This is a genomic window from Wocania arenilitoris, assembly GCF_021728535.1.
Lineage (GTDB): Bacteria > Bacteroidota > Bacteroidia > Flavobacteriales > Flavobacteriaceae > Wocania_A > Wocania_A arenilitoris.
The window spans coordinates 156,066-175,690 of the sequence record NZ_JAKKDU010000004.1; the positions used below are offsets into that span (position 1 = coordinate 156,066).

16 protein-coding genes are annotated in these 19,625 nt (G+C 30.3%); 12 read left to right on the top strand and 4 right to left on the bottom strand.

Annotated elements, in window-relative coordinates; genetic code table 11:
* The first annotated feature begins 245 nt into the window (after positions 1 to 245).
* The 4 genes from L3X37_RS04590 (at position 246) to L3X37_RS04605 (ending at position 9,824) form a co-directional block, all read left to right on the top strand.
* Positions 246 to 4,262, top strand: a complete 4,017-nt coding sequence (locus tag L3X37_RS04590; RefSeq protein ID WP_237238991.1) for a two-component regulator propeller domain-containing protein — start codon at positions 246 to 248, stop codon at positions 4,260 to 4,262.
* A gap of 266 nt (positions 4,263 to 4,528) precedes the next feature.
* Complete coding sequence (locus tag L3X37_RS04595; RefSeq protein ID WP_237238992.1) at positions 4,529 to 4,945, top strand: CBS domain-containing protein; 417 nt, start codon at positions 4,529 to 4,531, stop codon at positions 4,943 to 4,945.
* A 136-nt stretch (positions 4,946 to 5,081) separates the two neighbouring features.
* Positions 5,082 to 8,303, top strand: a complete 3,222-nt coding sequence (locus tag L3X37_RS04600) for a DUF1553 domain-containing protein (RefSeq protein ID WP_237238993.1) — start codon at positions 5,082 to 5,084, stop codon at positions 8,301 to 8,303.
* A gap of 9 nt (positions 8,304 to 8,312) precedes the next feature.
* Positions 8,313 to 9,824 (top strand): DUF1501 domain-containing protein, encoded by a 1,512-nt coding sequence (locus L3X37_RS04605; protein WP_237238994.1) that lies wholly within the window; start codon positions 8,313 to 8,315, stop codon positions 9,822 to 9,824.
* A gap of 3 nt (positions 9,825 to 9,827) precedes the next feature.
* On the opposite strand, the gene rpe is transcribed toward L3X37_RS04605, so the two are convergent.
* The 4 genes from rpe to L3X37_RS04625 form a co-directional block, all read right to left on the bottom strand.
* Positions 9,828 to 10,490, bottom strand: coding sequence for a ribulose-phosphate 3-epimerase (rpe, locus tag L3X37_RS04610; RefSeq protein ID WP_237238995.1), 663 nt, complete (start codon positions 10,488 to 10,490; stop codon positions 9,828 to 9,830).
* Positions 10,491 to 10,541: 51 nt separating this feature from the next.
* A complete protein-coding gene (locus L3X37_RS04615) occupies positions 10,542 to 10,946 on the bottom strand; it encodes a BLUF domain-containing protein (protein WP_237238996.1) in 405 nt (134 codons plus the stop codon).
* A 224-nt stretch (positions 10,947 to 11,170) separates the two neighbouring features.
* Positions 11,171 to 12,034 (bottom strand): sigma-70 family RNA polymerase sigma factor, encoded by an 864-nt coding sequence (locus L3X37_RS04620; RefSeq protein ID WP_019387909.1) that lies wholly within the window; start codon positions 12,032 to 12,034, stop codon positions 11,171 to 11,173.
* A 204-nt stretch (positions 12,035 to 12,238) separates the two neighbouring features.
* Positions 12,239 to 13,240 (bottom strand): hypothetical protein, encoded by a 1,002-nt coding sequence (locus L3X37_RS04625; protein WP_237238997.1) that lies wholly within the window; start codon positions 13,238 to 13,240, stop codon positions 12,239 to 12,241.
* 175 nt (positions 13,241 to 13,415) lie between these two features.
* On the opposite strand from L3X37_RS04625, the gene L3X37_RS04630 reads away from it, so the two are divergent.
* From L3X37_RS04630 to L3X37_RS04665, 8 genes are all read left to right on the top strand, one after another.
* Positions 13,416 to 13,991, top strand: coding sequence for a porin family protein (locus L3X37_RS04630; RefSeq protein ID WP_237238998.1), 576 nt, complete (start codon positions 13,416 to 13,418; stop codon positions 13,989 to 13,991).
* A 25-nt stretch (positions 13,992 to 14,016) separates the two neighbouring features.
* Entirely contained in the window at positions 14,017 to 15,702 is a 1,686-nt protein-coding gene (locus tag L3X37_RS04635; protein ID WP_237238999.1) for a hypothetical protein, read from the top strand.
* The gene (locus L3X37_RS04640) at positions 15,695 to 16,918 is read left to right on the top strand and encodes a radical SAM/SPASM domain-containing protein (protein ID WP_237239000.1); all 1,224 of its coding nucleotides are present in this window, start codon (positions 15,695 to 15,697) and stop codon (positions 16,916 to 16,918) included. Before L3X37_RS04635 ends, L3X37_RS04640 begins: the two co-directional genes overlap by 8 nt.
* A gap of 8 nt (positions 16,919 to 16,926) precedes the next feature.
* A complete protein-coding gene (locus L3X37_RS04645) occupies positions 16,927 to 17,661 on the top strand; it encodes a sterol desaturase family protein (RefSeq protein ID WP_237239001.1) in 735 nt (244 codons plus the stop codon).
* Complete coding sequence (locus L3X37_RS04650) at positions 17,658 to 18,308, top strand: outer membrane beta-barrel protein (RefSeq protein ID WP_237239002.1); 651 nt, start codon at positions 17,658 to 17,660, stop codon at positions 18,306 to 18,308. Before L3X37_RS04645 ends, L3X37_RS04650 begins: the two co-directional genes overlap by 4 nt.
* Before the next feature lie 8 nt (positions 18,309 to 18,316).
* A complete protein-coding gene (locus tag L3X37_RS04655; RefSeq protein ID WP_237239003.1) occupies positions 18,317 to 18,727 on the top strand; it encodes a hypothetical protein in 411 nt (136 codons plus the stop codon).
* Positions 18,728 to 18,746: 19 nt separating this feature from the next.
* Complete coding sequence (locus L3X37_RS04660) at positions 18,747 to 18,998, top strand: hypothetical protein (protein WP_237239004.1); 252 nt, start codon at positions 18,747 to 18,749, stop codon at positions 18,996 to 18,998.
* Positions 18,999 to 19,186: 188 nt separating this feature from the next.
* On the top strand, positions 19,187 to 19,567 hold the full coding sequence (locus L3X37_RS04665) for a hypothetical protein (RefSeq protein WP_237239005.1): 381 nt from the start codon (positions 19,187 to 19,189) through the stop codon (positions 19,565 to 19,567).
* The last annotated feature ends 58 nt before the right edge of the window (positions 19,568 to 19,625 follow it).

Below are 19,625 nucleotides of genomic sequence, written 5' to 3' on the forward strand. Positions count from 1 at the left end.
AAATCACACTAGTTTTTTTTTTTTTTTGATTGATAAATCTTTTGTTAATAAATCTAAACTTGTAAATTTGAACAAATCCTCTCAAAATAGTTTTACACATTTTTTAAATAAAAAATAATATCAAAACTGTTTACTTTTATTCTTGACTAAAGATGAACTACTTTTCAAAAACCTTTATTCTATTTAAATTTTTACTGTTTGTAAATGCAATAGGTTTTAGTCAAGAAAAATCAAATTTCATAAAGTTGAATGAAATTTTTTTTGGTAATTCAAACATTGTTGAAGACAATTTAGGATTTATTAGAGTTTTTGGAACCGAAGGACTTGGCAAGTATGATGGTTATAGCTTTTCATTAACACCATACAAATCTCTTTTTGGTGCTGAGTATGTAAGAGATAGGGATTTTTTAATGAATAAAGATGGCAATAATAATATTTGGATTTCTTCTTTTAATGGTGAATTAACCAAAATTGGAGCAAATGGAGTTAATACATCATATAAAAAAGAGATTTTATATAACAAAGCTCCTCAACAAATCTCTGCCATGAAAGCCTATGCAAAAGATATGTGGTTTGGAAGCATAAATGGCATACTGTATAAGCATGATTTTATTAACTCTAAAATTGATAGTATTGCTGCTTTACCTAGTTTAAATGATTTGCCTCAAAGAGTAGGAAGTATTGCTATTACTAACTTTAAAGAAATATGGATTAGTACATTTAGGGGAAAAGTTTACAGTTACTCATTAACAACAAACACGTTTAAAGCTTTAAAACTTCCTATAAAGGATAAAACGCAAACAATTAAAATAGTAAATGATAAAAATGGAGAACTTTGGATTGCTACTGAATTAGATGGGTTATTTAGGTATAGTCCTAAACAAAATAATAATAGTTTTAAACAATATAATAATTTAGATTCCTCAAAAACTGGGCAAAAGCATCACATGTACATTTCTGTTTTCTGTGATAAGTCAGGAAAAATATGGGCAGGAACAGATGGAGACGGGCTTTATTCAATTAATCCTGTAAATGATAAAATAACTACTTACAAGCATGAAGAAACAAACAAATTTTCTATTAGTAATAACACTATCATTAACATCAATGAAGATTCAAAAGGTAATATTTGGGTTTTAGCAAAAAAAGGTGAGATAAATATTCTTCCAAACAACAACAACAATATTAAATATTATAACGGTTTAGAAAACAATACTCCCACTAATGTGCTTTCTATATTAAAATCTTCAGATAATTCTTTATGGTTAGGTACAGATGGAAAAGGATTGAATAGGGTTTTCCCCAACAATACCAAAGTTCAATATGATATAAACAAAAAGGGAGAATACTTTTTTGAAGGAAGATATGTTCAATCTCTTGTTGAAGATGCCAAAGGAAACATCTGGATAGGCACTTATCAAAAGGGATTATGGGTTTATAATAAAGACTCTAGATATTTTACTAAAGTTAACACTTCCAACTCAAGTGGAATATATGCTTCAGATATTAGAGCCTTGTTTAAAGATTCAAAAAATAGAATTTGGGTGGCCTCATCAAATTCAATAAATGTTTTTTCAGACAACCAAGAACAAGTTGCAAACTTTGATTATGATGATAATGGTTTATTTGGGAGTATATCCATGGCAATAAATGAAGATGAAAATGGAACAATTTGGGCGGGCATAAATCCTAATAAATTGTTTAAGTTTAATGAAAACTTTAATGACATTAACAAATCTTATTTTACAAAACACAATTATTTTTTAAAACAAAAAAATGATTCGCGTAACTATAATATTCATTCATTATTACCTGATTATAAAGGGAATTTATGGATTTTGTGTGCCTCTGGAATGCTACAAAAATTTAAACTTAAGGACAATACCTATGAGTCGTTAGCAAACAAAAATCATTTTAAAAATATAGTGCTAAACTCTATTTTATTTGAAGACTCAAATAATTTATGGATTTCCAGTAATAATGGGGTACATCATTATAATATAGAAGATGACACATTTAAGTCTTTCTATAGAATTGATGGATTTCAAAGTAATAGTTTTACCCGAAGAAGTGCTTTTAAGGACTCTGAAGGAATATTATATTTTGGAAGTGAAGATGGTGTTAATTCTTTTTTACCCTCTCAGTTAAATAAAGAAGAAGTCAAAGCGAAATTGTATATAAATAACATTGAAATTTTAAACAAACCGGCTCGTTCTATAATTGGAGATCAAATAAAAGGCGGTATTGAATATATACAAGAACTTAACTTAAACTCTAACCAATCGTCGTTTTCATTTCAATTTTCAGCAATTGATAACGTAATAAATCCTAATTATCACTATGCCTATAAATTGAATGGTTTTGATGCCGATTGGATTATCCCGAAAAATGACCGCATAGCTACTTATACCAACATACCTTACGGAGATTATATATTTGAAGTAAAAGCTGGATCAAAAAAAGGAGAATGGAATATTGCTCCAATACAAGTTGCCATTAATATTAAACCGCCTTGGTGGCATAGCAATATGGCCTACATAGTATACTTTATAGCGAGTCTACTATTAATTTATGGTATTACCATATGGGTTCGCTTAAAAAACAAATTAGCTAAAGAAGCGTGGCAAAATAATAAAGAAAAAGAGTTATATGCAATGAAAATGAATTTTTTCGCAAAAATGTCTCACGAGATTCAAACACCTCTAACTTTAATTTTAGGTCCCATAGAAGATATGTTAGAACGAGCTTCTGCAAATAAAAATCAGTTATTAAAGCAGCGCTTGCAAATTATAAGCAATAATGCTAACAGGCTCTCTAGAATAGCCATGGAACTCATGACTGTTAGAAACAAAGAACTTGGCAAGCTACGTGTTTTTGCTTCAAATAATAATTTAATTGATCACCTAAAGCATATCGCTTTATCATTTAGCGAGCAGGCAAGGTTTAAAAATATAGATTTTGTACAAGAATATCCAAATAAACCAGTTAATATTTGGTATGATAGAGATAAAATTGAACATGTAATTTATAATCTACTTTCAAATGCTTTTAAGTTTACCCCAAAGGAAGGCGAAATCTCTTTGAAAACAGTTTGTAATACTGATGATGATTTTGTTGAGATATCTGTAACTGATTCAGGTCCAGGTATTCCAGAAACAGAACTTGAAGATATTTTTAAACTTTTTTACCAAACTGATATTGGGAAACATAAAAAAGGTATTGGTATTGGTTTAGCACTTACAAAAGAACTAGTATCATTACACAAAGGTGAGATTAACGTTGAATCTTCTTCTGAATTAGGAACCTGTTTCTCGATTAAACTTTCTACAAAAGATGATATTTTTTCTGAAGACGAAAAAGTATTTATTCATAATACGAAACCTATTTCGGACACTTTAGCATCCAATTTTAATTCACTTGAAAAAGAGTTTGGTTTAAAAGTAGATAAAAAAGAAAAACATACCCATACATTATTAATTGTTGAAGATAATATTGAAATGCAAATATTTTTGCGCGACGTTTTAAGCGATACTTATAATTTACTTATAGCAGAAAATGGAAAAGTAGGTTTAAAATTGGCAGAAAAACACACTCCAGATTTGATAATTAGTGACATTATGATGCCTGTTATGGATGGAATAGAAATGAGTAAAAAGCTCCATAAAAAGAAATCTACTATGCATATACCTGTTATTTTACTTACTGCTAAAAATTCAACTCCAACAAGACTTGCGGGTTTAAAATCAGGAGCGATAGAGTATATTGTAAAGCCTTTTAATTTTCAAGAGCTTTCTTTAAAAATAAAGAATATTATAGAATCAAAAGAAAAGGTTTTGTCAAAATATAAAATTGACAGGTTAAGTAACCCCAGCCAAATAGAAGAACTTTCAAAGGATGATATTTTTATCAAAGATTTAGTTGAAGAATTAAAAAAACAAATAGAAAATCCAGATTTTAAACTAGAAGAATTGTCAAATTCATTAAATATGAGTTACTCCGTAATTTATAGAAAATGTCAAGATATTACAGGTAAAACAATTGTTGAGTTAGTTAGATCGCTTAAGATAAAAAAAGCTGCTCTACTTATTATTCAAAAAGGCTATAATATATCTGAAGCTTCATATATGGTAGGTTATAAAGATTCTAAATATTTTACAAAGTGTTTTAAAGAAGAGTTTGGAATACCTCCAACCAATTTTAAAAGAGAAGCAAAAGACCTAGGGGTTTTTGAAGTAATAAAAAAATATAAAATTCAATACTAAATGATAACCTTTTTAGTTATAAAATTAAATAGAAACAAAGAAGTGTATTGGAAAGAGTTTTATACTTATTTATTGCTGTTGTCATTGAAAATTTTATTGAAACTCCGCAAGAATTCAAATCTCAATTCCCAAAAATTTATGATAAAGTTAAGCAGACGCTTAATTTTAATGTTGTAGGGTATTAAAAATATAGTAATTCATGATTTTTATCATGCTTTTTTCATTTTTTCATTTATATTTTAGTGTAGAATTTAAAACAAAGTAACATGAAAAAAAGAACTCCAGTTTCAGAAATAATGTCTAAAGAAGTAATTGCTCTAACACGGGCTGATGATTTAGATAGAGCAGAAATGCTTTTTAAAAGACATAATATTAGACATATTCCTGTAGTTGCAGAAGAAACTATAATAGGTATGCTAAGTTATTCAGATTTACTTAGAATTAGTTTTGCAGATGCTACAAATGATGAGCGTAATGTAGATTTTGTGGTTTATAATATGTTTACTATAGAGCAAGTTATGACCAAAAACCTTATTAGTGTATCCAGTAATACTACCATTAAAGAAGCGGCAGAAATTTTAGCCGAAAACGAATTTCATGCACTTCCAGTAGTAGACGATTCTATTTTAGTAGGTATTGTTACTACTACAGATTTAATAAAGTATTTATTAAAACAATTTTAAAATAAAATTCAGTTAAAAATCAAGCTTGTATTTAGCAAGTGTACATACATACATAGTTAAAATAAGCTTGATAATTGAAAGAAATTGTCTTTAAAATTTATATTTTTGTTAATTAACAAAAATATAAACAAACTTTATGTTAAAGGGTAGTTTATTTAGGCTTCTTATTTTACTAGTATTATTTTCCTGTGGTGGTAAAGAACTTCCTGAAATGGTGCAACAAGAGTATGAAAAACTTCCAAAGGATATTGATTTTAATAGACACATAAAACCTATTCTTTCAGATAAATGCTATCTGTGCCACGGGCCAGATAATAATACCATATCTGCTGGATTACAATTACATCTTCCAGAATTAGCTTATGCCGAACTACAAAATACTCCAGGAAAATATGCTATTAAACCTGGTAATTTAAATAAAAGTGAGTTGTTTCATCGCATCCTTTCTGATGATCCTAATTATATAATGCCTACTCCAGATTCTCATCTTTCTTTATCAAATTACGAAAAAGCAGCATTGATAAAGTGGATAGAAAAAGGTGCAGAATATAAAGATCATTGGGCATTTATCAAGCCTCAAAAATATGAAATTCCTGAAGTTGAATTTAGAGAAAATTTAAATAATCCTATTGATAATTTTGTTTTAAAAAGGTTGCGAAAAGAGGGTGTTACACTTGCAGAAAAGGCTAATAAAGAGCTGTTACTTAGAAGACTGTCTTTTGATTTAACAGGTTTGCCACCAACTATTGAAGAATTAGATGCGTTTTTAAACGATAACTCGCCAAAAGCTTATGAAAAACAAGTTAATAGATTGCTTAATTCTCCTCATTATGGAGAGCAAATGGCACTGGGTTGGATGGATTTGTCTCGTTTTGCAGATACACATGGCTACAGTGTAGATCGCTATCGAGATATGTCTCCATGGAGAGATTGGGTAATTAAATCATTTAATGATAATATACCTTACAACCAATTTGTTACATGGCAGTTGGCAGGAGATTTATTAGAAAATGCAACTAAAGAGATGAAACTTGCAACAGCCTTTAATAGGGTGCATCCTAATAATATGGAAGGTGGTATTGTAAATGAAGAGTTTTTAGTCGAATACGCTGTAGATAGAGTTAGTACGGTTGGGCAAGCTTTTATGGGGCTTACGGTAGCCTGCGCTCGTTGTCATGATCATAAATACGACCCCATTTCTCAAAAGAATTTTTATGAGATGACTAGCTATTTTAATAATATAAATGAGTCTGGTCAAATTTCACTTAATAATGCTATGCCAGTCCCTACTTTATTATTGACTACAGATGAAGAAGAAAAAATGATAAGTTACTTAGAGCAACTTATTAAAGACTCAGAGAGTAAAATTAAAAATGTAGAAAAGGCTGATATTGACAAGAATTTTGATAAATGGGTTTCTGATAAAAGTTATAAAACTAATCTTAAGTCTAAATCTTTAAATGGTTTAGTTTCGCATTTCAAATTAGATAATACACAATTGCGAGACGCTTTAAACCCTAGTATTAAAGGAGCTATGTTTGGTTTTGGTACAAAAGGGAAACATTTAGTAAATCTTGCAGATGGAAAATTTGGAAAAGGGCTTCAGTTTGATGGTGATACTTGGTTGCACCTAAAAAACACAGGTGTATTTGGTAGAAATGATTCTTTTAGTATTGGGTTATGGGCAAAGATTCCTGAAGATATTAAAAATGGTACCATATTTCATAAAGGAAATGGTGCTATTTTATATAATTGGCGTGGTTATCATCTTAAAATTGTCGATAATAAATTAGAATTATTAATGGCGAATACTGCACCTGGAAATGCCATTATTGAAACATCTATTGACGATGTTCCGAAAAATAAATGGATTCATCTGGCAATAACTTATAATGGTACAAGTAAAGCATCAGGTTTTAAATTATACCTAAATGGAATAGAACTGGAAACTAAAGTTAAGGTTGATGACCTTTATAAAGATATTTTATTTAGAAACGGTAATGAACCTGCGCTACAATTAGGTGCAAGATGGAGAGGTAAAGGTATAAAAGGAGCTATTGTAGATGAAATTAAAGTTTTTAATAAAGCGTTATCACCATTAGAATTATTGAAATTATCTGAAAACCCAAATTTAAACGAGTTACTTTCTAAAGATGTTGAATCTCTTACTATAGCAGATAAAAAGGCGTTGCAATTATTTTACCTAAATACAGCATTGCAAAAAACAAAACCTTTACAAAAAGAATTGGCAAAACTAAAGAAAACGTATGTTGACTCTGTAGAACAAATTCAGGAAGTTATGGTAATGAAAGAAAAAAAAGAGCCAACACAGTCGTATATATTAGAACGTGGAATTTATGATGCCTATGGAGAAGCTGTTTTTCCAAACGTACCAGAAAAGCTAATGCCTATGCCAAAAGACTATCCTAAAAATAGATTAGGATTTGCAAAATGGCTATTTCATAAAGACCACCCTTTAACAGCTCGTGTAGCAGTAAATCGTTTTTGGCAACATTATTTTGGTAACGGATTAGTTAAAACCAGCGAAGATTTTGGAAACCAAGGAGAAATGCCTACTCATCCAGAATTATTAGATTGGTTATCACTTCATTTTATGGAATCTGGATGGGATGTAAAAGCTTTGCAAAAGTTAATTGTAATGTCTAATACCTATCAACAATCATCTGTAGTATCTAAACAATTATATGAAATAGATAAAGAAAATAGGCTTTTAGCAAGAGGGCCTTCTAAACGTTTATCTGGAGAAATGCTACGAGATAATGTTTTAGCTGGTTCAGGATTATTAAACAAAAAAATTGGAGGAGAAAGTGTTAAACCTTATCAACCAGATGGTTTGTGGCGAGTTAATAATGCATCGTATAAGCAAGATAAAGGTGATAAACTTTATAGAAGAAGTATGTATACCATTTGGAAGCGATCAGTTCCGCATCCTACAATATCAACTTTCGATACACCTTCAAGAAGCGTTTGTACAATAAGACGACAAGAAACCAATACACCATTACAAGCTTTAGTTATGTTAAACGACCCAACATTTATTGAAGCTTCTAAAGTTATAGGTGAAAAAATGTTAAGTTACTCTAATACAAAAGAAGCGATTTCATGGGTATTTAGGCAATTAACAGGTCGACAAATTAAACCTAAAGAGATTGCTATTTTAGTTGAACTTCAAAAAGAAGAATACCAAAAATTTCAAAGCAATAAGTCAAAAATAAAAGGTTGGATTAATGCTGGTGCTTATCAAATTAAAAAGAATAAAGACCTAGCTTTAATTGCAGCTAATGCTGTTGTGGCTAGTACAATTATGAATTCGGATGCAACAATTACTAAAAGATAGATTATATTCATGTGCAATCATCATAACATATTAAAATCTAATAATAAAGATTTTCAGGATATTGAAAGGCAAATAGATAGAAGGAATTTTTTAAAGAAAACCTCATTAGGAATTGGAGCAATAGCGTTGGGTTCTCTATTAAATACCGAAAAAGCCTTTGGAGCAATAAATACAAATTCAAACGCCACAGATGTTTTAAACGCTTATAATAAAAACCGATTAGGATTACCACATCATTTACCAAAGGCAAACCGCATTGTGTATTTGTTTCAAAGTGGAGGACCTTCTCAAATAGATTTGTTTGATTACAAACCAAAACTAGTCGATATGTTTGGTAAAGACCTTCCCGCATCTATTCGTAAAGGTCAACGACTAACAGGAATGAGTGCTGACCAAACCGCTTTTCCAATTGCAGCCTCAACTTTAAAATTTAAGCAGTATGGTGAATCTAGAGCATGGGTAAGTGATGCAATGCCATTTTTGTCTGAAGTAGTGGATGATTTATGTTTTATAAAAAGTATGCATACTGATGCCATTAATCACGATCCAGCAATAACATTTTTTCAAACAGGAAGTCAACTTCCTGGACGACCTTCAATAGGTTCTTGGTTAAGTTATGGGTTAGGTTCAGACAATGATAACCTTCCAACCTTTATAACTTTAGTATCTAAAAATGGTGGAGGGCAACCCTTATACTCACGTTTATGGGGTAATGGGTTTTTGCCCACAGAGCATCAAGGTGTACAGTTTAGATCAGGTAAAGATCCTGTTTTATATTTAAGCGATCCGGAAAATTATGATGGAAATGATAGGAGGAATATGATAGATTATTTAGGAAAGCTAAATGATGTAGCAACAGATACTTATGGCGATCCTGAAATTAAAGCACGCATGTCTCAATATGAAATGGCTTTTCGTATGCAAACTTCAGTTCCAGAAGTCACAGATACTTCAGACGAACCAGAATATATTTTTGATATGTATGGAGAAGATAGCAGAGACCCTGGGACTTATGCTGCAAATTGCTTAATGGCAAGAAAATTATTAGAAAAAGATGTCAAGTTTGTACAGTTGTATCATCAAGGATGGGATGGGCATGGTGACTGTCCTGGTGGTGTAAAAGCGCAAAGCAAAAAAACAGATCAGGCAAATGCTGCTCTAATAAAAGATTTAAAACAACGCGGAATGCTTGATGATACCTTGGTTGTTTGGGGTGGAGAATTTGGAAGAACGGTTTATTCTCAAGGGCAGCTTACAAAGACTAATTACGGTCGTGATCACCATCCTAAAGCATTTACTATGTTTATGGCTGGTGCTGGAGTTAAACCTGGTTTTACTTATGGAGAAACAGATGATTTTAGTTATAATATTCTAAAAGACCCTGTTCATGTACATGATTTTCAGGCTACATTATTACACTTATTTGGTATAAATCATGAGCGATTGGTTTTTAAACATCAGGGAAGACGTTTTAGGTTAACCGATGTTCATGGTCATGTAGTAAAAGATATTTTGAGTTGATTTTTAAGAATTAGCAATTTCTTTCAGGCTTTTAATAGTTCCTATTTGGTTGTCGCTTTTAAAAACATAACTACCAGCAACTAAAACATCTGCTCCAGAATCAACTAATTGTTTCGCATTTTTATTAGTAACACCTCCGTCAATTTCTATTAGTGTAGAAGCTCCTTTTTTAACAATAAGTTCTTTTAACTGTTTTATTTTTTTATAAGTGTTTTTAATAAAACTTTGACCACCAAAACCAGGATTAACGCTCATTAAGCAAACAAGATCTATGTCGTTAATAGTGTCTTCTAACAGGCTTATATTGGTATGAGGGTTTAAGGCTACACCTGCTTTCATGCCCTCTGTTTTTATGGCTTGAAGTGTTCTGTGTAAATGGGTACAGGCTTCATAATGAACCGTTAATACATTGCTTCCCAATTCTGCAAAGGTTTTTATGTATCGGTCTGGGTCAACAATCATTAAATGTACATCAATAGTTTTTTTAGCGTGTTTACTAATAGCTTGTAAAACAGGCATGCCAAAGGAAATATTAGGTACAAAAACACCATCCATAATATCAATATGAAACCAGTCGGCTTCACTTTGATTAACCATTTCTATATCACGTTGAAGGTTAGCAAAATCGGCTGCTAAAATAGAGGGGGCAATTAATTTATAATTCATTTTTATATGTTGAAATTATAGCAAAAATAATAGTTTTTTGAGAGTAATAGATTAATGTGCTATAAAGTTTTCAACCATTGTTATAATTTCATTTGCTATTCTGTTGTCGGCATTTCTTAGCCAATTAAAATAACCTTTTAAACTTGCCCATGTGTCTTTGTCTTTAATAATTGTAAAGCCAAAATTATAATCCTCAAAAAAACGAGAACGAATGTTATTTTCTATAACCAAAAATACATTGTGATGTCTTTTGTCATTTAATATTCTTTTAAAAGTTGCATTGACGACATCTTCTTCTCCTTCTAAAACTTGTAGGAAATTTTTCTTTTTATAAATAAGAATTCCAGAGATACCATTTTTATTATTATTCTCTTTTGCTTTGGAATAAATGCCTCTTAAATTGCTATAACAATCTTCAGTTTTTAAGTCGCTTAAGTAACAAATTGTTTTTAGCATAAGAAGTTATTTGTGGTTGGTTTTACCAAAAAATCCTTAAAATCTTACATAAAGGTAATAAAAAAAAATATTTCTCACAATTTTTATGATAAAATCTTACAATGTTTTTAAAAAATAAGAGCAAAAACAAACCCGCGGTAATCAGCCGCGGGTTCTTTCATCAATCAAAAAACGAACAGTTATGTGAAACTGTTTGTTGTGGTAATTTAGTAGTAATTTAATTACTATCCTAAATATGTTTTTAATATTTTGCTTCTAGACGTATGTTTTAATCTACGAATAGCTTTTTCTTTTATTTGTCTTACACGCTCACGAGTTAAATCGAAAGTCTCACCTATTTCTTCTAAAGTCATTGGGTGTTGATTACCTAAACCAAAATATAAACGAATAACATCTGCTTCACGGGGTGTTAAGGTTTCTAAAGCACGTTCAATTTCAGTACGTAAGGATTCGTGTAATAATTCTTTATCTGGATTTGGCGATTCTCCACTGTTTAATACATCGTATAGGTTAGAATCTTCGCCTTCAACTAATGGTGCATCCATACTTACATGGCGTCCAGAATTTTTCATAGATTCCTTAACGTCGTTAATGGTCATATCCAATTCTTTTGCAATTTCTTCAGCAGAAGGTGGGCGTTCATGACTTTGCTCCAAAAAAGCAAATGTTTTATTAATCTTGTTAATAGAACCAATTTTATTTAACGGTAAACGTACAATACGCGATTGTTCAGCTAATGCTTGAAGAATCGATTGACGAATCCACCAAACCGCATACGATATAAATTTAAAACCACGAGTTTCATCAAAACGTTGTGCCGCTTTAATTAGCCCTAAATTACCTTCGTTAATTAAATCTGGTAATGTAAGCCCTTGATTTTGGTATTGCTTAGCTACCGATACTACAAAACGTAAATTAGCTTTGGTTAACTTCTCTAAAGCTATCTGGTCGCCAGCTTTAATGCGTTGTGCTAATTCTACTTCTTCGTCTGCGGTAATTAAGTCAACTTTTCCTATTTCTTGCAGGTATTTATCTAACGAAGCTGTTTCTCTATTGGTAACCTGCTTCGTAATTTTAAGTTGTCTCATGTATTATTGTTCTTGATTTTTAGGGCATTTACTACTCCCTTCTATAATTTATACGTACAAACGTTAAAAAATGTTACAAAAAATTAAAAATAATTTTAAATTCCTTATTATAATTATGACACAAAAAGTCTAAAAAAGTCACTTTTTAAGGGCAGTACCCATTTTTATTACAAGGAAGTATTATCTGAATAATATATTATACAATCATTCAAAATCAAAAGCATCATTGTCAATAATAATACGATCCCTTAATCTGTTAATTTTTTGATGCATTCTATTAAAAAATAGTGAGCGGTCTTTTTCACCAGCATTAACTAACAGTTTGGAAATGCTCATTTGTTTTTCAAAAAATTCGAACATCAGCTCGCAAGTGGGTTGGTGCTCTATTTTAAAATAACTTATTACTGTAAAAGGCGTAAAAAATACTTTTTGATATGGCGTTTTTACCATAATAGTATTACTCATAGTATGGATGTCATTAATATATAAGTTATAAATAGCCTTGTTTTTAGAGCCGATTAATGATTGTTGAATAGCTTGTTTTTCAACATGTCTAATAACATCTTCAATATCTGTGCATATAAGTAAAGCTAATTCTTTGGATAGTGCTCCAGATTCAAAATAATAAAGTACTTGCTGTAATGTACCATTAATAGTGGTGTTATTCCATATCTCAGTTATGTTAATATCCTTATATACTTCACCCAATTTAAAAGCATTTTCTAGTAATGAATCTGGTATATCTTTTATAAAGTCATCAAAAGATATTTTATTTCTTGTCATTTCTGGATCAACATCTTTTAACCAAACATATATTTTATAGCGTGATAAAAAAGAGTCTTTTAGTGTATGAAAAAGCGGAATATCCTTGGCGGAGTAAATTATTGATGCACTTTTAAGCTTTGTTAAAGGATAAACACTATCGTGTGATTGTTTTAACCACATTTCTAAACCTTCTCTGTTGTGAATTGGTGGCGATAAATCTGCAAGTATTGTAGTTTGACTACCAACTTCAAATAGTTTATTTAATGAAATTTTATAATGTTTTGCAAGTTTTACGGTTTCTTCAAGCGATAATGATGTTTTTAAATTAATTCTTCGGTAAGCTGCGTCATAGCCTATATCTAAAATGCTGGCTATTTCTTCTACAAACGAGGTGTTGTCTTGTGTTTTAGCTTTTAAATACGTAATGAATTGTTTTTGCATTTTTTCAAGAATTTCAAGTAGGAAAGCATGGGTTTTTGTGAAAAATAAGAAAAATAATTAATTCTTTCAACATTTTAGTCAAGCTATTATCAATTAATGCAAAGTATGTTTGTGCTACTAACCTGTTGTACATCTATTAATTACATGTTAATGTGCAATTTAAAACCAAGAAATTATGAGTAAAAAAGTATTAACAATGATTGTTGTATTAGGAATTATTATGACAACCACAGCTCAAGAAGTAAAGTTTGGAATAAAAGGCGGATTAAATCTAGCTTCAATAAATGGTGATGTCTCTGATGACCTCAAGAGTCGCTCTTCATTTCATTTTGGTATAGTTACCGAAGTTCCAATTTCAGAAGAATTTTCAATTCAACCAGAATTACTTGTCTCTGGTCAAGGCGCTAGAGATGAATATGAAGGCGTTAATGAAGAGTTGAAATTGAATTATTTAACCCTTCCAATTCAAGGGAAGTACTATGTATCTAAAGGACTAAGTGTTGAAGCAGGTCCACAATTTGGAGTTTTACTTTCTGCTGAGTCTGAGTTTGATGGTGAAGATGAGGATATTAAAGATTTTGTAAAAAATATTGATTTTGGATTTAATCTAGGTATAGGTTATCAGCTTGATAATGGTATTGGAGTTGGTGCTAGGTATAATTTTGGATTATCTAATATTAATGATGAAGAAGGTTTTGATAGTAGTGTTAAAAATGGAGTGTTTCAAATTTCAGTGGGTTACTTCTTTTAGTCTTTTAATTTAAATCTATAAAGAGATGAAACGGAAATTTAAAACAAGAACAAATAGTTTGTTGAAGTTAAAAAAGAAAGTGGGTACTGTTATTTCAGTTTTACTGTCCTTAGCAATAATTAACCTTTCAGTCTCATGTTCTTATTTTACTGTAAAGAATGTTCCAACTACAAAGGAAACCCTTGTAAAGGAAATTAAAACATTTAATGAAACTAAGAAATATGTTGTGATTCATTCTATTAATAATTCATGGCATTTAGATAACATGGTTATCAATGAAGATGAGCAAAACATTTCGGGAACTATAACGCCAATTAATTTTGAACATCAGTATCAAAAATCAAGAGAAAGTAAGCGTGTACATAGATATAAGCAGAAAATCACAAAACCATTAGATGAAATTCATTTTTACTTAAAATCTGCCAGAGCATTTGAGTTTAATAAAACTGTGAATATTGCATTGTCTGATATTGAATCTATTTCTGTTAATGATAAAAATACAGGGAGAACTATTGCAAATATTGCTTTAACCAAAGTTGGCACTGTGTTTGTTGCCGCACTTCTTTATGCAGCATTAAAAAGTTCATGTCCTTTTGTGTATATAAAAAATGGAGAGAAATATGATTTTATGGGCGAGTTATATCCAGGTATAATTACTGCTAATATGCAAGTGGATGATTATTTGCCTCTCACAAGTTTTTCTGCTAATACTGGTGAGTATGTTTTAAAAGTAACCAATCAGTTAAAGGAAATACAACATACGGATATGTTACAGCTGCAAGTAATTAATCACGGCAAAGATGTAAAAGTTATATTAGACGCTAAGGGGCAAGTCCAGACCTTTAAAAATATTGAAGCTCCAACAAAAGTTATTCTTGGTGATGGATCTCATAGTAAAACCGAAGTGTTAAAAAAGGATAATGTTTATTATGGTTTTAATACTTTGAAACAAACTTCTGATGCTACAAGAAGTGTAACTTTTACTTTCAGTAAAAAAGAGGATAATAATAAAGCAAAACTCTATTTAACTGCCAAAAACTCAGTCTGGTTAGATTATATTTTCGGAAAGTTTAACGAAAAATTCGGGATGTATTATGGGACTTTTCAAAAAGAACAGCAGTATTTATCAGCTGATGAAATGAATAAATGGGCAAATGCTCAAAACATTCCCTTGTCCATTTATCTTAAAACGCGTCATGGTTGGAAACTGGTAGAACAAATAAAAACTGTTGGTCCTATGGCTACAAGAGATATGGCTGTAGCAATAAATTTGGATGAAGTTGAAGGTGCTAAGGTGCAGATTAAACTTGAAACTGGATTTATGTTTTGGGAAGTAGACTATGTTGGAATGGACTTTTCTGATAATATAGATTTAAGTATTAACCAAATTAGTCCTTCTGAAGCCATTGATCAAAACGGGAATAATGTTACATCATTTTTGTTAGAAAATGATAAAAAATATTTTACTCAACCAAATATGGGTGATGAGGTAATTGTGAAATTTTCTGCAGAAAAACCTGAACCAGGATTAACTCAAACTGTTTTCTTAAAAAACAGAGGCTATTATAATTATATAAGAGATTATAAAGGGGTACCAGATTTTGAAAAGTTACAGGGTTTTAGAGAAGATAATACTTTTACTAGATTTTCAGAAAAGGCATACTTTGATTTTGCAAATTTTGATTCAAAAACATTATCGCATTATGAATAGTCTGGAATCAATATCAATAACTGAGCAATTTATCACTAATTCAATTATAGATGATTTGAATAAAGAGCATCATCTTAATAAAAACAAAGTTATTAGTGGTTTTGAAAAGGAATGGGTACACTTCAAAATTAAAGTGAGTTTAGCAATTATAATTATTACAACTTACTCGAATTTTAGAGACTGGGTTTTAGCATTTAAGTATTTAGTTAATCTAAGAAAAAAGTTTTTAGGTAATTATAAATTAAATAAAATGATAAAGGCTAATGGGAAGTATTACATGGGGCTTTATACACCTGGTTGGAATGATGCTATTTATAAAAAGTTTATAGTGTCTCAACTAAATGATTTTAAAAAAACAAAGCTATCTGTAAATAGATTTAATTCTGTTTTTTTAGCTATAACAAAAAAATGTGCGTTACAATGTAAACATTGTTATGAATGGGAGAATTTAAACAAAAAGGATGTTTTGTCTCCTGATATAATTAAGCAAATAGTATCAAGGTTACAGAAAAAAGGAGTTAGTCAAATTCAATTTTCAGGAGGAGAACCACTTCTAAAAATGGATACTTTGGTAGATGTGATTTCTAATTCAAAAAAGACTACAAATTTTTGGGTTGCAACTTCAGGTTTTAAACTTACAGAAAATAATGCATACCGTTTAAAAGAAGCTGGTTTAACAGGAGTAATAATAAGTTTAGATCATTTTAATCCAGAAAAACATAATGCGTTTAGAGGTTTTAAGGATGCTTATTATTGGGTTGAGGAAGCCGTAAAAAATGCTAACAAAACAAGTTTAGTTGTGGCATTATCAGTATGTGTAACAAATGAGTTTATTTCAGAAACGAATTTGATGGCTTATATGGAATTGGCTAAAAAGTTAGGTGTGTCATTTGTACAGTTTTTAGAGCCAAAGCCTGTGGGCCATTTTGCAAATAAGAATGTTTACTTAACTAGTGATAATATTAAAATTCTAGAAACTTTTTACACAAAACTAAATTATGAAAAGGCATTTAAATCATTTCCTATAATAACCTATCATGGTTTTTATCAACGAAAAATAGGTTGTTTCAATGCAGGAAAAAAAGGCATGTATGTAGATACAAATGGAGATATGAATGCATGTCCTTTTTGTCATACCAAAACGGGTAATGTTTTAGATGAATCATTCGAGCATCAACTTGAAGTTATGTCTAGTAAAGGATGTTCTTCTTATTAAGTTGTATTATGGAACATATCTTAGACATATCATCTTTTAAACTCTGGCTAATTTTATTAGGGTTGCTAATTGTTAGGTACGTATTAGTGGCTGGAATTCCATATCTATGGTTTTATGTAATAAGAAGAAAAAAGTATAACCAATTCAAAATTCAAACCTCTTATCCAGAAAAAGGGCAAGTATTTAAGGAAGTAAAATATTCTATTGTAACGCTTTTAATATACAGTTCGGGGATATGGCTTTTTCTTTACTGGTTGCGAAATGGTTACACTAGAAACTATACTGAGATAAGCGAATTGGGATTGCCATATTTTGTTTTGAGTGTTTTTTTAATGATTGTAATACATGATACTTATTCGTATTGGGTACATAGATTAATGCACCATAAATACCTATTTAAATATACGCATTTATTACATCATAAGTTTAAAAACCCATCACCTTGGTGTGCTTTTGCCTTTCATCCATTTGAAGCTATTTTGACATTGGGAATCATTCCTATAATTATGTTTTTAATACCATGGCACAATTTAGCTTTAATCATTTTTATTTCGGGTATAATACTATATGATACTTTTATTCATTTGGGTTATAATATTAAGGCGTTAAAAGTTTTTAAGTGGCAAAATACGCCTATGGATCATGATGTGCATCATCAAAACTCTAAGTTCAATTTTGGATTGTATTTTACTTTTTGGGATAGGTTAATGGGAACATATAAAGCATCTAATTTTAAATTATGAAAGCAATATTGATTATTATAGGCTTGAGTTTGTTTTCAGGTAAAGTTGTATCACAAACAAACGAAATTGTAAATCCAAAAGGAAAATGGTTTTTTGGTGTAGAGATGGGGACAAACAAGATTAATCTTTTTCCCAGTGGTAAAACCAAGACTTCTTTTCAAGGAGGTTTTTTAACTGAGTATTATTTCGCAAGGCATTGGAGCGTATCTGGCAAGATAAAATATTTTGAAACTGGCGTTTCGTTTAATCAGCCAAATTCTAGTTTGTTTGGTATTCCTTTAACTTATGGAGGTTCTGGTACTTTTAAAGGGAATGTAATTGCAATACCCATTTACATAAAATGGGAGTTTAGGGTTTATAAAAATTTAGGAGCAAATCTTAAACTTGGTTATGCATTTAACATAGAAACTAAAAGCACTTATAGTAATTACTCAAGCAATTTATCAACAGATTTTCCAAAACAATACGGAAGTGTTAATGCTGGAGTGGGATTAAACTATTTTATAAATAAAAAAATGGCTGTATATCTAGATATCGAGAAATATAATGGAAGTAATAAAGGTCACACTGAAAGCATTTTTGGGGAAACATCTTATGCAGTAGAAAATGTTTTAATGAGTTTTGGATTAAAATATAGTTTTAAATAATAATAAAAATGAAAACTAATTTAATACTTTTTTTTACGGTTTTGTTTTTTTCATGTTCCCCAGAGGAACAAGAGAAAATAGATGCCTTAGGAATTAACCCTCCTGCTTGGATACAAGGTACTTGGATTGTAAAGGATGATACATTGGGACAGTCCGGATTAAAGTTTACCGAAAAGCATTTTTTTAAAATTGGAGAAGAGGGAACCGAAAATAGCGTCATGTTGTCTTATATCATTTTACAAGGTTTAGGAAGTGATGTTACTGTTGAAGAATTTATAGCAACAAATAGTTATGCCATTAAAGTATCAACTGGCTATAGTGATGATTGGTATCGATTTACTAAAATCTCTTCAGAAGAGATAAGTTGGGATAATTATAATTTGTCTACAGAGCCAGTAGTTTATGTTAAAAGAAATTGAGTTAATAAAATCTAACAATATGAAAACTATAATAAAATTTGTATCAATAATAATTTTTTGCCTCACAACTTGTTTAAGATGCTCAAAAGATTCACCTATTCCTTGTGGTACAATAACAGAAATTACAGAGGTTTATTATGGCTGGGGGCTCCTCTTAGACTTGACGGTTCAAATGAGTGATGGTTCAAATAGGTTTGACAGAGTCGATCCATCTGATGTTAATTTAAAAGTTGGAGATGAATATTGCGAAGCTACAAGAACTACCCCTTAATTAAATTTATTAATAACCAACAAAAATTAATAATCATGAAAACAATTAAAATCAAATCAAAAATGCTAATGCTTTCAGCAGTTTTATTATTTAGTATGAGCTTATATTCTCAAGAATCGAATAAAGATAAAAACATATTTGTTCGAGTTTAAAACTTAAATGGTGAAAGAATAAATAAAGGGCATGAAGTGTTTACTAATGATACAATTCTTAGACTAAAAAAAGGAGAGAAATTTATAAATATAAATGTTAAGAATATTGGACAAATAAAAACAAAACGTTCAATTGGGAATAATGTTCTCTCAACGAGTCTTATTGGTGGGGGAGTTGGTGTTGTAATTGGTTTAGCTACTTCAAAAGAAGAAACTAAAACAGGAACTGCAATTATTGTTGGAGAATATGAATACACAACAGGGACATCACCTGGTACTGGAGCTTTAATTGGAGGAGGGGTAGGTTTAGCAGGTGGAGCTTTAATTGGTTTAGGTAGTTCGATATTTAAAAAGTCAGAAACATTTATTATTAATGGAGATATTAATAAGTGGAAGGGGTTTAAACAATTTCTATAAAAACATGATAAATTGATTAGAATTTCTAATTAATAAAAAAGCCATCAATTTTAACTGA

Coding starts and splice junctions, on each gene's coding strand:
- L3X37_RS04620 (WP_019387909.1), bottom strand. CDS start 12,034: ATGAGACAACTTAAAATTACGAAGCAGGTTACCAATAGAGAAACAGCT.
- L3X37_RS04650 (WP_237239002.1), top strand. CDS start 17,658: ATGAAAGCAATATTGATTATTATAGGCTTGAGTTTGTTTTCAGGTAAA.
- L3X37_RS04600 (WP_237238993.1), top strand. CDS start 5,082: ATGTTAAAGGGTAGTTTATTTAGGCTTCTTATTTTACTAGTATTATTT.
- rpe (WP_237238995.1), bottom strand. CDS start 10,490: ATGAATTATAAATTAATTGCCCCCTCTATTTTAGCAGCCGATTTTGCT.
- L3X37_RS04605 (WP_237238994.1), top strand. CDS start 8,313: ATGTGCAATCATCATAACATATTAAAATCTAATAATAAAGATTTTCAG.
- L3X37_RS04645 (WP_237239001.1), top strand. CDS start 16,927: ATGGAACATATCTTAGACATATCATCTTTTAAACTCTGGCTAATTTTA.
- L3X37_RS04615 (WP_237238996.1), bottom strand. CDS start 10,946: ATGCTAAAAACAATTTGTTACTTAAGCGACTTAAAAACTGAAGATTGT.
- L3X37_RS04625 (WP_237238997.1), bottom strand. CDS start 13,240: ATGCAAAAACAATTCATTACGTATTTAAAAGCTAAAACACAAGACAAC.
- L3X37_RS04660 (WP_237239004.1), top strand. CDS start 18,747: ATGAAAACTATAATAAAATTTGTATCAATAATAATTTTTTGCCTCACA.
- L3X37_RS04655 (WP_237239003.1), top strand. CDS start 18,317: ATGAAAACTAATTTAATACTTTTTTTTACGGTTTTGTTTTTTTCATGT.
- L3X37_RS04595 (WP_237238992.1), top strand. CDS start 4,529: ATGAAAAAAAGAACTCCAGTTTCAGAAATAATGTCTAAAGAAGTAATT.
- L3X37_RS04640 (WP_237239000.1), top strand. CDS start 15,695: ATGAATAGTCTGGAATCAATATCAATAACTGAGCAATTTATCACTAAT.
- L3X37_RS04630 (WP_237238998.1), top strand. CDS start 13,416: ATGAGTAAAAAAGTATTAACAATGATTGTTGTATTAGGAATTATTATG.
- L3X37_RS04635 (WP_237238999.1), top strand. CDS start 14,017: ATGAAACGGAAATTTAAAACAAGAACAAATAGTTTGTTGAAGTTAAAA.